This window comes from Nonomuraea sp. NPDC050691 (assembly GCF_040654455.1).
GTDB lineage: Bacteria > Actinomycetota > Actinomycetes > Streptosporangiales > Streptosporangiaceae > Nonomuraea.
This window is the reverse complement of record NZ_JBFAIA010000200.1, coordinates 1-14,693: the sequence shown is the minus strand read 5'-3', so window position 1 is coordinate 14,693 and position 14,693 is coordinate 1. Positions and strand designations below refer to the sequence as shown.

Sequence of the window (14,693 nt, the reverse complement as noted above, 5' to 3'; positions counted from 1 at the left end):
GCGCCGGGTCCGCGCCGCCGCCCACCCAGCCGCGCCCCCGGCAGACGACGCAGGCCAGGGACAGCCGGCCGAGCCGCTGGACCCGGCGGCCCTCACACTCGGGGCAGGCGGCCGGTCCGGTCATCGCGCCCTCCCGGTCCGGTCCCCGCTCTCTGTCTCGCCCATGCCGGAACCGTAACCGTCCGAGTGTGGACCGTGGGGGCGTTCAGGCGGATCCGGCGCCCGTGAGGCCGAATCGACGGGCGAAGCCGGACATCTCCTCGAGCTGCCCGTCCAGGTCGACGGAGGCCGTCGAGACGACGACGCGGGTCACGCCGGCGGCCTCCAGCTCCCCGGCCCGCTCGTCCGTCATGTCGACCGTCCCCCACCGGGTGTACTCGAGCGCGTCCGGGTCGCGGCCGGCCTCGGCGGCGGAGGAGCGGACGAGCTGCCACTGGGCGGCGCGCTCGGCCGCGTTCAGCCTGCCGCCGGGGAAGTAGCCCTCGCCGCGCCGCCCCGCCCGGCGTGCCGCCGCGTCGCTCGACCCGCCGACGTGGATCGGCAGCCCCGCGTCGCCGTGCGGCTTGGGGAAGCTGCACAGGTCCTCGAAGGCGAAGAACTCGCCGCTGTACGAGACGCCCTCCTCCCCGCCCGCCCACAGCAGCCGCAGCACGTCGATCGCCTCGTCCGCGCGCCGGCCCCGGGTGGCGAAGTCGACGCCCACCGCCCGGGCCTCGCCCGGCAGCGCGCCGACGCCCACGGTCAGCAGCCGCATCCGGCCCCTGGACAGCAGGTCGATGGTGGCCAGCCGCTTGGCGAGGGTCACGGGATGGTGGTAGGGCAGCAGCAGCACGGCGGTCCCCAGCAGGATCCGCCGGGTGGCCGCGGCGGCGAACGTCAGCGTGTCGAGCGGGTCGGCGTACGGCAGCGACACCGGGATCTCCCAGGGCCCGAGCTTGGCGCCGCGGTACAGCACGACGTGCTCCGGGACGTACAGCGCCTCGAAGCCGCACGCCTCCGCGTGACGGGCGAACGCCGTGATCGCGTCCGGGTCCACCCCGCTGTGGGCGGTGCTGTAGGTGATGGCGTACTTCATCGGGCATTCCCCTGGGGTCGGCCGGCCGTGACGGCGACAGGTTAGAACACTGTCACCGACGTCAAGGCAAGCGCCTTCCAGGGGAAAGCCAGAATGCGGGGGTGGTCCGCCGTCGCGCCCGGGACGCGCCGGTGAGGCGGCGGCGGGAGGCCGGTCAGACGTCGAGCGGAACGGCGTGGATCTCGTCGGCCGGGTGGCCGGCGCGCTCGTGGATGCGCTGCACCGCCTCGGCGCTGGGCGCCTCCGACAGGCAGTAGACGAGGCCCTCCTCGGGGTCGGCCCAGGCGTGCTCGAAGGTCACCCTCTCCTCACCCTGGATCGCCAGGTCGGCCTCGTGCGCCTGCTGGAGCTGGTCCGCGGTGATGCCGACCATGCCGTGGTGGATGTCGATGAACTTGCTCATGGGTCCTCCTCGGGCCATCTCCACCCAGCGTAAGGCGGACATAACTCCCCAAACACCCAATCGACCCCCAAAGAGGTCACAGCGAACGGCCTGCCGGCGGGGCCTCAGTCGAACATGTCGGGCTCCGAGCGGACCACCTGGTCGTACAGGGGCTGGAAGTTGATCCAGCCGACCAGGTCGTTGCCGACCTGCCCGTGGGTGAGCTTGGCCTGGTCGTGGTCGATGGGCACGGTCGGGCCCGCGGCCTTGGCCAGCAGCTGGGCCTGGCACGAGCGCTCCATCGTGATGAACCACCAGGCGGCCGCGTCCACCGAGTCGCCCACGGTCAGCAGGCCGTGGTTGCGCAGGATGACGGCCTTGTGCGAGCCGAGCGCCCGGGCGATGCGCCGGCCCTCCTCGACGTCCACCACCACGCCGGTGTAGTCGTCGAACAGGCCGTGGTCCTCGTAGAAGGCGCAGGCGTCCTGGGTGAGCGGCTCCAGCATGACCCCCAGCGAGGACAGCGCCTTGCCGTGGACCGAGTGGGAGTGGGCGGCGGCGACCACCTCGGGCCGGGCCTGGTGCACCATCGAGTGGATCGCGAAGGCGGCCTGGTTGACGTGGTAGGAGCCGTGGACCACCTGGCCCTCGTGGTTGACCAGGATGAGGTCGCTCACCCTGATGTGCCTGAAGCTCATGCCGAACGGGTTGACCCAGAAGTAGTCGGGATGCTCGGGGTCACGGGCGGTGATGTGCCCGGCCACCCCCTCCTCGAAGCCGAACCGGCCGAACAGGCGCAGCGCGGCGACCAGCCGCTCCTGGCGGTGGCGGCGCTCATCCGCCACGTCCTCGAACTTCTGCGGTAACCGGAACGTCAGCCGGTCGGTGGGAATCGGCTCCAGGTTCATCGTGCCTCCAGTTCCGAGGGGACGCGTCCCGTCCGTGGGACCCGTTCCGTCCGTGGGACCCGTCCAGGGTGTCGCCCGCGCCCGCCGGGATCAAGCGACCGGGCGGGCGCGGGATCGGCGCCTCTCGCCGGGCCGGGTCAGTGGTGGACGGCCGGGGGCTGGTGCGGGGCGCTGGGGACGGCGTGCTGGGCCGTGGACAGGAGCATGGCGCCCGCGGCGATGGACGCCAGCAGGACGATCCAGCCGGCCGCCCGCCCCACGCGGACCCCGGCCGTGAGCAGCGGCCAGGAGGAGGCGCCCCACCGGCGGTGGCCGGCCAGGCGGCGCATCTCCGTGGCGGCGAAGGCGAAGTCGAGGGACAGGCCGCGGTCGTCGGCGCGCCGGCCGAGCTCCGCGTACAGGGTGGCGAGCCAGCCTGCCGGCGGGTCCGCGGCGTCGCGCGGCTCGGTGCCGCGGCCGGGGGAGCCGCCGGAGCCGGACTCGTCCAGGCGGGAGCCGCCGCGTAAGGCCCGTTCGTCGGCGAGGACGCTGCGCCGGGAGAACCAGCGCAGCATCGGCCGGCGCATGCTCACCCGCACGCCCCGCGCCGTCAGCGCGAACCGGCAGTCCTTCAGCCGCACCCCGGCCGGGTGCGCCAGCCCGGCGAAGCGGCAGGCCGACAGGTCCAGCCCGTACAGCGCGAGGCTGCGGGCGTCCACGTTCCGCAGCGAGGTGAGCGCCGCGCCGCCGCGGCCCGTCACCGTCGCGGGGCCGCGCAGCACCGCGCCCTCCAGGTCGGCGTGCGAGCCGGTCAACCGCAGCGTGGTGGTCCCCGCGACGTCCACCCGCCGCAGGTCCACCCCGCAGCCGGTGACCGACACGTCGAGCGAGGCGTCGGAGCGGGCGCGCGCGGCCGACAGGCGGCCGGTCGCCGACAGGTAGGCGTTGGCGGCGAAGTGCGCGGCGTCGAAGCCGGCGCTGCCGACGACCTTGCGGAACGACAGCGTCCGCCCGAAGCGGGCGCCCCGGAACGTCGCGCCGTCGCCGAGCCGCGCCCCGTCGAAGGTGGCGTACCCGTCGAACCTGGCCCGCTCGCACGACAGGCCGCGCCCGAACGAGGCCAGGCTGAACAGCGCGTCGCGCGCCATGACGGCCCGGTCCAGCGACACGTGGCCGCGCACGGTCACGCCGTGCATCGACAGCTCCCGGGCGAAGCGGGTGTCGGCCAGCGAGAGGTTGCCCTCGAAGCGGGCGCCGAAGAACGACGCCAGGCGCTCGAACACGGCGCCGTCGAGCGACACGTCCCCGGCGAACGTGACGCCGGAGAGCCGCACGTCACCGCTGAACCGGACCCGATCGAGGCGGGCCCGGCCCGGCCGGGCTCCGGTCGCCTCGATCAGACGGGAGAGCAGGTCGCCGCCGATGACCGTCCCGCGCAGGTCGAGCAGGCGGCCGGGGGCCATCTCGCCGATCGTGACGGCGAGCTGGTCGGGGGGCAGATGCGCCAGGCACAGGTTGTACGGCCGGCGTGCGATGCCCGTGCAGGCAGCAGAGTGCGCGCAGGTGACCCAGTCCATGAAGTCGTCATACCCCGGCCGCCCGCGCGTCAAGGTTCGCTAATTTCATGCTCTATCCATATTTATGTCGAAATATGTGAGCGCCTGTCCCTCTAAAGTGCGGGTCATGCGCGTTTTACCCCGGGCCACTCTCGCCGCCCTCGGCGCGGCCGTCCTGTCCGCCGTCCTGGTCGTCCCCGCCGCCGCGGCGTCCCCCGCTCCCACGCCGGACGCCCCGGCCACGCAGGAAACCACGCAGGGAGCGTCCGCCGCGCCCTGCGACACCCCCGCCACCCACCGGATCTCGCAGGTCCAGGGCAGCGGAGACGCCACCCCGCTCGCCGGGCAGACCGTGCGCGTCGAGGGCGTCGTCACGGGCGACTTCCAGCGCTCCGACCAGCTCAGCGGCTTCTTCCTGCAGGACCCGCGGCCCGACTCCGACCCGGCCACCTCCGAAGGACTGTTCGCCTTCGCCCGCGACACGTTCAAGGACGTCAAGCCCGGCGACCGGGTCCTGGTCACCGGCAAGGCCGTCGAGTTCAACGGCTGGACCGAGCTGTCCCCGGTGACCGCCGTGGACGTCTGCGGCACCGGGACCGTGCCCGCCCGGCCGTCCACGCTGCCCGGCGACGGGCTGGAGCGCGTCGAGAACATGCTGCTCACCTTCCCGCAGCCGCTCACCGTCACCGACCACTACAACCTCGGCCGCTTCGGCGAGGTCACCGTCTCCGCCGGCGGCCGACTCTTCCAGCCCACCGACCGCCCGGGCGTGGACCCCGAGGCGCGGCGCAGCCGCACGCTGCTCGTCGACGACGGCTCCACCCGGCAGAACCCCGCCACGCTGCCGCCCATCGTGCGCACCGGCCAGGTCGCCGTCGGCCTCACGGGCGTCCTCGGCTACGGCTTCGACACCTACCGGCTCCAGCCCACCAAGCCCGTCGCCTACCTCGACGCCAACCCCCGGCTGCCCAAGCCGTTCCCGGTGATCGGCAACGTCAAGGTCGCCTCGTTCAACACGCTCAACTGGTTCACCACCGTCGGCTCACGCGGCGCGACGAACGCGGAGGAGCAGCGGCGCCAGCTCGCCAAGCTGGTGGCGGCGCTCAAGGGCATCGACGCGGACGCCGTCGCCCTCATGGAGGTCGAGAACAACGGCCAGACGGCGCTCCAGGCGCTCGTGGACGCCGTCAACGCCGAGGTGGGCGCGGGCACGTACGCGGCGCTGACCCACCCGTACCCGGGCACCGACGCCATCCAGGTCGGCATCCTCTACAAGCCCGCCAAGCTGGAGCCCGTCGGCGAGCCGCGCGCCTCCGAGGACCCGGTGTTCAGCCGCCCGCCGCTCATCCAGACGTTCCGGCGCCCGGGCGGCGGCCAGCCGTTCACCATGGTCGTCAACCACCTCAAGTCCAAGGGCAGCTGCCCGACCGGCGACGGCCCCGACGCCGACCAGGGCGACGGCCAGGGCTGCTGGAACGCCACCCGGGTCAAGCAGGCGCAGGCCCTGCTCCAGCTCGTCGAGGACCTGCCGAACCCGCTCGTCCTCGGCGACCTCAACGCCTACAGCGAGGAGGACCCGATCGACGCGCTGGAGGCGGGCGGCCTGACCAGCCTCACCAAGCGGTTCGTGCCGGCGCCGCTGCGCTACAGCTACCTGTTCGACGGGATGTCGGGCGAGCTCGACCACGCCCTCGCCGGCCGGCAGCTCCTCAAGCGGGTCACCAGCACCACGATCTGGCACATCAACGCCGACGAGCCGCGCATCCTCGACTACAACACCGAGTTCAACCCGCCGAACCTCTACCGGCCGGACGCCTACCGCTCCTCCGACCACGATCCGGTGATCATCGGCCTGACCCTGCCGGGAGGGAAGTCCTAGTCGTGGGCATCGAGTCCTTCACTCGGGACCTCGTCTCTCTCCCTCCTGCGGAGCGGCTGCGGTCAGTTTCCCAGATCCACCGGGCCATGCGCGCCGTCGTGGATCAGTTGGGGACGCGCGGCCGGACCTCTCGTTCGACGGCGTATGCGATGTAGCCGACGCCTTGCAGATTCACGAAGCGTCGGACGAAGCCATCCTGCAAATCGCCCGGCTGCTGGCCGTGGAGTATGCCAGGACCATTGCCGAGAGGTGATGCGGAGACCTTCCGCTGATCGCACAGACGGGAGATCAGGGCCGAGATCGTAGCGGCAACCGAAGGGAAGCCCCAGCTCGTGGCACATGCCGGGAGTCTGGGGCTTCTTGCTGTTCCAGGCGTTATTAGGGATGTCCGCAGCAAAGGTCCCAGCGGAGGTAAGGATCATGAAACTGACGTTCCTCGGCAAGGAGACACGGGAGATCAGTCCCCAACCCTGTACGCCACCGATCGAGGCGCCATAGTGGTGCAAGGATGGAAGATCACGGATCGCGAGGCTCTCGAAACACTTAAGGACGTACCGGACCACGAGACGTTCTTGGAGGTTCCCAGGGAACTGATGCGGCACCTACCCAAGGAGTGGCTCGAACATGGAGACGCGGCGCCCACCCGTGACGACTTCCGGGCGCTGTGGCTCAGGCGTCGGCGGGCCTTCCATCTGGAGCTGAGGGACTCCTACGGAGTCGAGGACGAAGAGGGACCATTTCGCAGGTGGCTTCTGGGCGAGCCGGACGACTACCAGTGGCACCAGTCCTGGCTGTCCTTCGCCCGGAGGTCCACCCGCCGAGGCACAGCCATCCAGCGGGCCCGGATCGTGACCGAGCCCTTGAGTGACTCCATCAAATGGGCCATGACCATCGACCCGCAGAACATCGAGGCAGGCGAGGACATCCGCTATCTGCCCCGGCATCAGGCGGCCGACATCCACCTGCCCGAAGAGGACTACTGGCTGCTTGACGAGGACACCTTGGTCCTCAGCTTGTTCCGGCCTGACCACCACGAAGACCCCGGCCCGGAAACCGACGACGAATAAATCCGCGAACCCACGACCTCGACGCACAGGTTGAAGATCAACTCAGGCGACGCCGGACATGTCCAGATACTTGTCCATGTCGGGCTGGAAGCGGCCGTAGGGGTTGATGTGCGACCAGAACAGCGGCGATAGGCTGCGCCGGTCCTCCTGCGTGCTCGCCCCCGGCAAGTCGCGGTAAGAACGTTCACGTACCTGTCTGCGCGAAGCTCAACGGCGTCGGCGGCACCCGGCGAGATCACCGGCACCTACGACGGCATCAGGATGGCGATCTGATCATGGTCCACTACGTCGCGACCAACACCACGTGGCACCGGTCCCCTGCCGGTCTCACCATCGAGGGCGACGTGTGGCTTGCCGCTCGCTTCAGTGTTTGCCGCTGCCCGGCGGGCATCGAGGCTCTGGGCCTCTACATTCCGACCTGGTAGAAGGCCGACGCTGCGGTGAACGCCATCAGGGCAAGGCTTGCCCCCACTGCGATGATGGAGGTCCTATGGGAATTCTCCCTCCGAGAGCGAGTGAAGACGACGCAGACGATTGCAGCGAGTAGTAGCACGCCGGCTGACGCAGCGAACCAGGACTTCGCCCTGGATGGCAGGGGTGCGCTGACGGTGACCTGGAGCAGGTCGACGAGCAGAAGGGAAAGTACCCAGACGGCCGGGATCGCGCCCGCCAGGAGCCACGTGCTTTTCACTGTTCTGCCGCTCAGACCTCGGTAGGCAGCAATTGCCGCAATACCAAGCAGCAGCGACAGTGCGAATGAGCCCAGATAGTCGATGAGGTTGTCGGTGATCGGTAGGATCCGATACCAAGTGGTGAGGTCGTCGCTGGCCCAGTTGGCGCTGACCCATCCGGCATACCAGGCAGGCAGGAGAGACAGCGCTGCTAGGCATGCCCCGGAGATAATCGCGGCCACGTTTGCGGCGTTCTTGGTTCCGGGTTCGTGCACGATGTGATCCTTACCTCGGGATATCGCAGAGGGAACGTACGGGAAGTGGCGTGATGACCGTCACGCCGACCTCAGGGGTAGAGGGCGGCGTGACGGAGGCATGGAAGGTGAGCTGGTCAGCCGGGCCATTATCGTCTCCCCGGCCCTGGCAAGCTCAGGCTGGTCCTAATAGCCGGCTTCTCTGGCTGCCGGGGCTACGGAGCCGAACAGTGGCGTCCGGGTTTTGAGGCACTCGATCGGACAGGCGCTGCCGTCCAGCCGCTGGCATCCAATGTCTAGTTGACGTACTGGTAAGTGCGGTACTTACAGGTGGTGGGCAGGAGGCAGTGAAGACCCTTCATCTTATGGGTGAAGACTCGCTTCAAGGATTTGCTGCCATCGGTGTATACCTGCTGCCTGTAGACCTCATGGACAGGCATCTGATCGTGCCAGCCGAAGACCTTGTACTTTCCGCTCTTGTAGATGTGCTGTGTGCTGTTGTAGTCGATGTCGCCACCGGCACAGAACGGGTTCTTGGAGGCGTGAATAATCTGAGAGTGCGCCTTCTTGGTGGTCTTCCCCCACCTCACGACGTCGATGCCGGTCAGCGGTGCTTTACTACTTTCCCTATCGACTACCCTCCCGCCGTCCAGCTTGAAGCGGGTGGTGGTGTGGTTGTCCCGGTACCCCACGATCTGCTGCAGGTGGGACCAGCTGCTCCACATGTACTTGATGGCAACTCGTGTCCGGTACTTTCCGGTGTTGAAGCCGGGGCCTCTGTTGTCTCCGGCATACCACCAGGACGGGCTTCCACAGCCGACCGGCGGCCCCTTGACTGATCGGCTGGGGATGTAACCCTCGTAGGTGATCCAGGACTCCCTGACCGTCTTTCCGGCAGTAGCGTTCACGGAGGCGTTCTGAATGGACGTGTGAGGAGATCCGAAGGACGCGTTCTGGGTGCTGGCGGTGGAGTCGCTCGTGTCAGCCAGTTCCTCGGCGGTCAGCGGTGCGGTGACGTCGATGCCGTACATCGGCACGGGCGGCATGTCGGTCGGCGCGGGAGGCGAAGTAGTGCCATCCTGCGCGATGCCGTCGCCCGTTTCGTCGGCGGGTGGCTCGGGAGCAGCCTCTTCGCCGCCATCGTCACCGGGCTCGACCGGCTCGGAGGTTCCGACTTCGATGGCGTACTGCTTGGCCTCGCCAAGTGGCGTGGCCATCTGCGTGGCCGCCTCGGGGAGGATCGTGTCGCCCGCCTCGTCGGCGGCCAAGTGGTACTCCTCCTCCTCCTCCAAGGGAGCGTTCTCGCTCAACCATTCCAGGTTGGTGGCCGTCAGGGAAGTAACCACTATCACCGGAGACAGACCGAGATCGGGATTAGCGGTGGAGACGACGTATTTGGCGATGGGCGTGGAATCGGCCCGGGCCACCAAGCTGGCGTAGCCTTCCTCATCGAGGGAAACACTGGCGTAGGGCGTGGTGCCAGTCCAGACCACCTCACCGTTGCGCTCATCCAGCACCGAGTAGTTGGAGGTACCCGTCCTCGCCTTCCAGGTCGGGTTCACCGTCGAACCGACTATCTCGGCGCTGACCGGGACTGTAAGAACAACGGTGTAACTCCTGATCAAGGAGATGCACCTGATGAGTACTGTGATCCAGGCATCGTCGGAGATGGACCTGGAGGACGCCGCGGTGGCGCGCAAGGAGCCGGAGGCTTCGGCTGCGGATCGGGAGCTCGTCGGCCGGCTGGTCGACCAGGCCCGCGCTGAGGGCCTGGAACTGGTCGGTGAGAACGGGCTGTTGGGCCGGCTGACCAAGCTGGTGCTGGAGTCGGCTTTGGAAGGTGAGCTGACCGATCATCTCGGTTACGACAAGCACGATCCGGCCGGTCGCGGCGCGGGCAACTCGCGTAACGGCAGCCGGGCCAAGACCGTGCTCACCGATGTGGGGCCGGTGGAGATCAGCGTGCCGCGGGATCGGGACGGCAGCTTCGAGCCGAAGATCGTGCGCAAGCGGCAACGCCGGCTGTCCAGCGTGGACGAGATGGTGATCTCACTGGCGGCCAAGGGCCTGACCACCGGGGAGATCTCCGCGCACCTGGCCGAGGTCTACGGCGCGGAGGTGTCCAAGCAGACCATCTCCACCATCACCGACAAGGTCATCGACGGGATGACCGAGTGGCAGAACCGGCCTCTCGATCCCGTCTATCCGGTGATCTTCATCGATGCGGTGCACGTCAAGCTGCGTGACGGGCAGGTCGCCAACCGGCCCATCTACCTGGCCATGGCGGTCACCGTCGACGGCGAGCGCGACATTCTGGGGTTGTGGGCCGGCGACGGCAGCGAGGGCGCGAAGTTCTGGCTGCACGTGCTCACTGAGATCAAGAACCGCGGCACCGGTGATGCGCTGATGGTGGTCTGCGACGGCCTCAAAGGGCTACCGCAGGCCATCGAGACCGTCTGGCCGCGGGCGGTCGTGCAGACCTGCGTGGTGCACCTGCTGCGCGCCTCGTTCCGCTACGCCGCCCGCCAGCACTGGGACGCCATCGCCAAAGCCCTGCGGCCGGTCTACACCGCGCCCACCGAATCCGCCGGGCTCGAGCGGTTCATGGACTTCGCCGAGAACTGGGGCGGCAAGTATCCGGCGATCGTGAAGTTGTGGGAGGACGCCTGGCCAGAGTTCGTGCCGTTCCTCAACTTCGACACCGAGATCCGCCGGGTCATCTGCTCAACCAACGCGATCGAGTCGGTCAACGCGCGGATCCGGCGGGCGGTCAAGGCTCGCGGGCACTTCCCGAACGAGCAGGCCGCGCTGAAGTGCGTCTACATGGCGATCATGAGTCTGGACCCGACCGGCAAGGGCCGCAAACGCTGGATCACCCGCTGGAAGGCCGCCCTGAACACCTTCGCCATCACCTTCGAAGGCCGTCTGACCCCGACCACTCGATAGAAGAAGACAAGATCGAGTTACACCGTTAACTGGACAGACCCGCTCTGGCACGAATCTGGTGGTAACAAAGCGTGCGGGCCGGCAGGGTGATCTGGGTGTCCTTCGAAGATCTTGAAGAGCTGATTCCCGCACGCCCACACCTGACAGCCCTGGCCTCGCGGGTGCGGGAGTTCGCCGCCAACCTCACCCAGCGTCGCGGTCACGACCTCGACGAGTGGATCAGCGCAGTGCGCGCCGATGACCTACCCGCCCTGCGCGGCTTTGCCCTCGGTCTGGAGAAGCACAAACCGGCCGTCATCGCCGGGCTGACGCTGCCCTACAGCAACGGCTCCATGGAAGGTACCAACACCAAGGTCAAGCTGCCGAAACGCCAGAGGTACGGGCGGCGCTCGCCCTCTGAGACGTCGCGGGGCCCGCGCGCGTGCGAGGCTGGAATGACGGAGGACGGGTAGGGGTTCCTATCCGTTGACAGCTTCAACGACGAGCGAGGAGCCCCTTGTGGCGACGATCGAGGTAACCGAGACCAACTTCAACGACATCGCCGACAAGGGGATCGTCCTGCTCGACTTCTGGGCCGAGTGGTGCGGCCCGTGCCGGATGTTCGGGCCGATCTTCGAGAAGGCGTCGGAGAAGCACGGTGACATCACCTTCGGCAAGATCGACACGGACGCGCAGCAGGCGCTCGCGCAGGGCTTCGACATCACGTCGATCCCGACGCTGATGGCCATCCGCGACGGCATCGTCGTCTACGCCCAGCCCGGCGCCATCCCCGAGCCCGCCCTGGAGGACCTCATCGGCCAAGTCCGCGCGCTCGACATGGACGCCATCCGCGCCGAGCTGAGCGATGAGCTCAAGCAGGCCGAGCAGAACAACAACTGACCCCGGCCCGGCCACTGCCCGGGCCCGGGGTGGCAGGCCCCGGCCCGGCCGCAACCCGGTGAGCCCCGCCCGGCGCGGCGGGGCTTTCGCATGCCCGGCGCCTCAGGCGCCGCGGCGGCACTCGGTGAGCGGTCAGGCGCTGCGGTAGAGCTCCGCGACGCGGAAGGCCAGGTCGAGCGACTGGCCCCGGTTGAGACGCGGGTCGCAGGCCGTCTCGTAGCGGGTCGCGAGGTCGTGTTCGGCGATCTCGTGGCCGCCGCCCACGCACTCGGTCACGTCGTCGCCGGTGAACTCGATGTGGATGCCGCCCGGGTGGGTGCCGAGCGAGCGGTGCACCTCGAAGAAGCCCGCCACCTCGTCGAGCACGTCGTCGAGCCGCCGCGTCTTGTGGCCGCTCGGCGCCTCGAACGTGTTGCCGTGCATCGGGTCGCACACCCAGGCCACCTGGGCGCCGGCGGAGGTGACCTCCTTGACCAGCCCGGGCAGCAGCTCGCGGATCTTGGGGGCGCCCATGCGGGTGATGAACGTCAGCCGGCCCGGCTCGTTGTCGGGGTTGAGCTTCTCGACCAGCTCCAGCGCGGTGGACGCCGTCGTGGTCGGGCCCAGCTTGACGCCGATCGGGTTGCGGATGCGGGCGAAGAAGTCGACGTGGGCGCCGTCGAGCTGCCGGGTGCGCTCACCGATCCAGACCATGTGCGCCGAGACGTCGTACGGCAGGCCGGTGCGGGAGTCGATGCGCGTCAGGGCCCGGTCGTAGTCGAGGATCAGCGCCTCGTGCGAGGAGTAGAACTCGACCGTGTGGAACTCCTCCGGGTCGGCCCCGCAGGCCCGCATGAACGCCAGCGCCTGGTCGATCTCCCGGGCGAGCTGCTCGTAGCGGCGCCCGGCGGGCGACTCGGCGACGAAGTCCTGGTTCCAGGCGTGGACCTGACGCAGGTCGGCGTAGCCGCCCTTGGCGAAGGCGCGGGCCAGGTTGAGCGTCACGGCGGAGGAGTGGTACGCCTTCAGCAGCCGCCACGGGTCGGGCGTGCGCGCCTCGGGGGTGAAGTCGAAGCCGTTGACCATGTCGCCCCGGTAGGCGGGCAGCTCCACTCCCTCGCGGGTCTCGGTGCCCTTGGAGCGCGGCTTGGCGAACTGCCCGGCCAGCCGCCCGATCTTCACGACCGGGACCTTGCCCGCGTACGTGAGCACGATCGCCATCTGCAGCAGCGTCTTGAGCTTGTTGCGGACGTTGTCGGCGGTCGCGCCGGCGAACGTCTCGGCGCAGTCGCCGCCCTGCAGCACGAACGCCTCGCCGCGCGCCACGGCGGCCAGCTGGTCCTTGAGCTGGTCGCACTCGCCGGCGAAGACGAGGGGAGGCAGGCCGCCGAGCTCGGCGACGACCTTGTCGAGCTCGCCGCGGTCGGGCCAGTCGGGCTGCTGGGCCGCGGGGAGGTCTCTCCAGGAATCGAGATTGCTGTGTGCGCTCACGACATACGAGGGTATTCCACCGGCCCCGCCCAGCAGGACCCGATGTCCACGTTGTGAGAAGGCCGTTTCACGGGGACGCCGGAACCTCGACGTGCTCGGGCCGCACGCCGAGGCCGACGAAGCGCCGCGGAACCCGGTTGAGCAGCGGGATCCGCGTAAGGTCGAGCGGGATCGGCGGGGCCGGGACGCGGCCGCCCAGCGCCGGGCCGATCAGCAGGTTCTGCACGACCCGCTGGGCGGTCTGGGTGACCCGGGTCGGCCACATGCGCCGCCGCTGGAGCCGCCGCAGCGTCGCCTCGGGCACCCGTCCGTACGCCCGCAGCGGCGCGGCCACCAGGTTGGCCGCGGCGACGGCGTCCTGGACGGCCAGGTTGATGCCGACGCCGAACACCGGCGACATGGCGTGCGCGGCGTCGCCGATGGCCGTGAAGCCGGGCCGGTGCCAGCGGCGCAGCCGGTTGAGCACCACGGTCAGCATGCTCACGTCGTCGTAGCCCTCGATCAGCGCCGTCCGGCCGGCCAGGAACGGCAGCAGCCGCGCCACCGGCTCCCGCAGCGCGCCGATGCCCCGCTTCACCAGGTCGTCGCGGCCGCCCTTGGGGATCGCGTACGCGAGCTGCCAGTAGGTCCCGCGATTGATCACCACCATCAGGTGGCCGCGCGAGAGCCGCAGGAACGGCTGCTCGGGGTCGCCGGGCTCGCGGGGCAGCCGGAACCACAGCACGTCCATCGGCGCCCCGAACTCCCGCGGCACGAGCCCGGCGGCCCGGCGCAGCACCGAGTGGCGCCCGTCGGCGGCGACGGTCAGCGCCGCGCGCAGCTCGTGCTCGCCGCCCGCGTCGCGGTAGCGCAGGCCGCGCACCGCGCCGTCCTCCACGATCAGCCCGTACGCCTCGGCGCTCATCAGCAGCCGGAACGACGGGTAGCGCGCGGCGGCCGTGGTGACGAGGTTCAGGAAGTCCCACTGGGGGACGAACGCGATGTAGTCGTAGGCGCAGGGCAGCCCGTGCAGGTTCGCCACCCTGATCGGGCCGGTGTCGGTGACGACGCTGAACTCGTACGCCTTGCGGTGCGGCAGCCGCAGGAACTCGTCGGCGAGGCCGATCTCGCCGAGCACCTGGAGCGTCGAGGGGTGGACGGTGTCGCCGCGGAAGTCGCGCAGGAAGTCGGCGTGCTTCTCCAGCAGCGTCACCTCGACGCCGGCCCGGGCGAGCAGCAGGGCGAGCATCGCGCCCGCGGGGCCGCCGCCGGCGATCACACAGGTCATGGTCCGCCCCCAGGTGCGGCTTCTCGCCGCATCTTTCCCCGTATGCCGGATCTTTCCCCATGCGAGGACGACCGAACACGCCGGCGGGTGGCCGAGGTGCCCGGGAGGCCGGGACATCCGCCGGGCCGGAGGAGCCGAAGTAGTGGGCGAGAGCCGCCGATCGACGTGGGGAGCCGACCGTGACCGATGAGCTCCATGCCCTGTCCGGCGCCTATGCGGTGCACGCACTGCCGGAGGGTGAGGTGGTGCTGTTCGAGCGTCACCTGGCGGGGTGCGCGGCGTGCGCGGCGGAGGTGCGGCGGCTGCGGGAGACGGCCGCCCGGCTGGCGCTTCCGCTGGCCGAGCCGCCCCCGGCGCGCC

The 14,693-nt window shown here is 69.6% G+C and carries 15 protein-coding genes; 6 read left to right on the top strand and 9 right to left on the bottom strand.

Translation table 11 applies throughout. The features are described 5' to 3' along the window. Positions 1-205: 205 nt before the first annotated feature. From AB0H81_RS38960 to AB0H81_RS38945, 4 genes are all read right to left on the bottom strand, one after another. Positions 206-1,075: a TIGR03619 family F420-dependent LLM class oxidoreductase gene (locus AB0H81_RS38960; RefSeq protein WP_358385572.1), complete on the bottom strand. Its 870-nt coding sequence runs from the start codon at positions 1,073-1,075 to the stop codon at positions 206-208. Positions 1,076-1,229: 154 nt separating this feature from the next. Continuing rightward, the gene (locus AB0H81_RS38955; RefSeq protein ID WP_358385569.1) at positions 1,230-1,478 is read right to left on the bottom strand and encodes an SCO4226 family nickel-binding protein; all 249 of its coding nucleotides are present in this window, start codon (positions 1,476-1,478) and stop codon (positions 1,230-1,232) included. A 104-nt stretch (positions 1,479-1,582) separates the two neighbouring features. Beyond that, positions 1,583-2,365 (bottom strand): class II aldolase/adducin family protein, encoded by a 783-nt coding sequence (locus AB0H81_RS38950; protein ID WP_358385566.1) that lies wholly within the window; start codon positions 2,363-2,365, stop codon positions 1,583-1,585. Positions 2,366-2,502: 137 nt separating this feature from the next. Beyond that, entirely contained in the window at positions 2,503-3,921 is a 1,419-nt protein-coding gene (locus AB0H81_RS38945) for a pentapeptide repeat-containing protein (RefSeq protein ID WP_358385563.1), read from the bottom strand. A 106-nt stretch (positions 3,922-4,027) separates the two neighbouring features. On the opposite strand from AB0H81_RS38945, the gene AB0H81_RS38940 reads away from it, so the two are divergent. Both AB0H81_RS38940 and AB0H81_RS38935 read left to right on the top strand, forming a co-directional pair. Continuing rightward, positions 4,028-5,779 (top strand): ExeM/NucH family extracellular endonuclease, encoded by a 1,752-nt coding sequence (locus tag AB0H81_RS38940; RefSeq protein ID WP_358385560.1) that lies wholly within the window; start codon positions 4,028-4,030, stop codon positions 5,777-5,779. A 500-nt stretch (positions 5,780-6,279) separates the two neighbouring features. Next, on the top strand, positions 6,280-6,846 hold the full coding sequence (locus tag AB0H81_RS38935; protein ID WP_358385557.1) for a DUF6879 family protein: 567 nt from the start codon (positions 6,280-6,282) through the stop codon (positions 6,844-6,846). 42 nt (positions 6,847-6,888) lie between these two features. Here AB0H81_RS38935 and AB0H81_RS38930 read toward each other — a convergent pair whose 3' ends face one another. The 3 genes from AB0H81_RS38930 to AB0H81_RS38920 all read right to left on the bottom strand — a co-directional run bounded on the left by AB0H81_RS38930 (position 6,889) and on the right by AB0H81_RS38920 (position 9,396). Then, on the bottom strand, positions 6,889-7,014 hold the full coding sequence (locus tag AB0H81_RS38930; RefSeq protein WP_358385554.1) for a hypothetical protein: 126 nt from the start codon (positions 7,012-7,014) through the stop codon (positions 6,889-6,891). A gap of 238 nt (positions 7,015-7,252) precedes the next feature. Then, a complete protein-coding gene (locus AB0H81_RS38925) occupies positions 7,253-7,792 on the bottom strand; it encodes a hypothetical protein (protein ID WP_358385551.1) in 540 nt (179 codons plus the stop codon). A gap of 275 nt (positions 7,793-8,067) precedes the next feature. Then, entirely contained in the window at positions 8,068-9,396 is a 1,329-nt protein-coding gene (locus AB0H81_RS38920) for a hypothetical protein (protein WP_358385548.1), read from the bottom strand. 13 nt (positions 9,397-9,409) lie between these two features. Here AB0H81_RS38920 and AB0H81_RS38915 point away from each other — a divergent pair, with 13 nt between their 5' ends. The 3 genes from AB0H81_RS38915 to trxA all read left to right on the top strand — a co-directional run bounded on the left by AB0H81_RS38915 (position 9,410) and on the right by trxA (position 11,596). Continuing rightward, positions 9,410-10,717 (top strand): IS256 family transposase, encoded by a 1,308-nt coding sequence (locus AB0H81_RS38915; protein WP_358385545.1) that lies wholly within the window; start codon positions 9,410-9,412, stop codon positions 10,715-10,717. 95 nt (positions 10,718-10,812) lie between these two features. After that, the gene (locus tag AB0H81_RS38910) at positions 10,813-11,169 is read left to right on the top strand and encodes a transposase (RefSeq protein ID WP_358385542.1); all 357 of its coding nucleotides are present in this window, start codon (positions 10,813-10,815) and stop codon (positions 11,167-11,169) included. A gap of 46 nt (positions 11,170-11,215) precedes the next feature. Continuing rightward, the gene (gene trxA, locus AB0H81_RS38905; protein ID WP_358385539.1) at positions 11,216-11,596 is read left to right on the top strand and encodes a thioredoxin; all 381 of its coding nucleotides are present in this window, start codon (positions 11,216-11,218) and stop codon (positions 11,594-11,596) included. Positions 11,597-11,728: 132 nt separating this feature from the next. Here trxA and AB0H81_RS38900 read toward each other — a convergent pair whose 3' ends face one another. Next, positions 11,729-13,066, bottom strand: a complete 1,338-nt coding sequence (locus AB0H81_RS38900; RefSeq protein WP_358385536.1) for a class II 3-deoxy-7-phosphoheptulonate synthase — start codon at positions 13,064-13,066, stop codon at positions 11,729-11,731. A gap of 67 nt (positions 13,067-13,133) precedes the next feature. Continuing rightward, positions 13,134-14,333: an FAD-dependent oxidoreductase gene (locus tag AB0H81_RS38895; RefSeq protein WP_358385533.1), complete on the bottom strand. Its 1,200-nt coding sequence runs from the start codon at positions 14,331-14,333 to the stop codon at positions 13,134-13,136. A gap of 179 nt (positions 14,334-14,512) precedes the next feature. On the opposite strand from AB0H81_RS38895, the gene AB0H81_RS38890 reads away from it, so the two are divergent. After that, the coding region (locus tag AB0H81_RS38890; RefSeq protein ID WP_358385530.1) for a zf-HC2 domain-containing protein at positions 14,513-14,693 on the top strand (181 nt) is incomplete at its 3' end.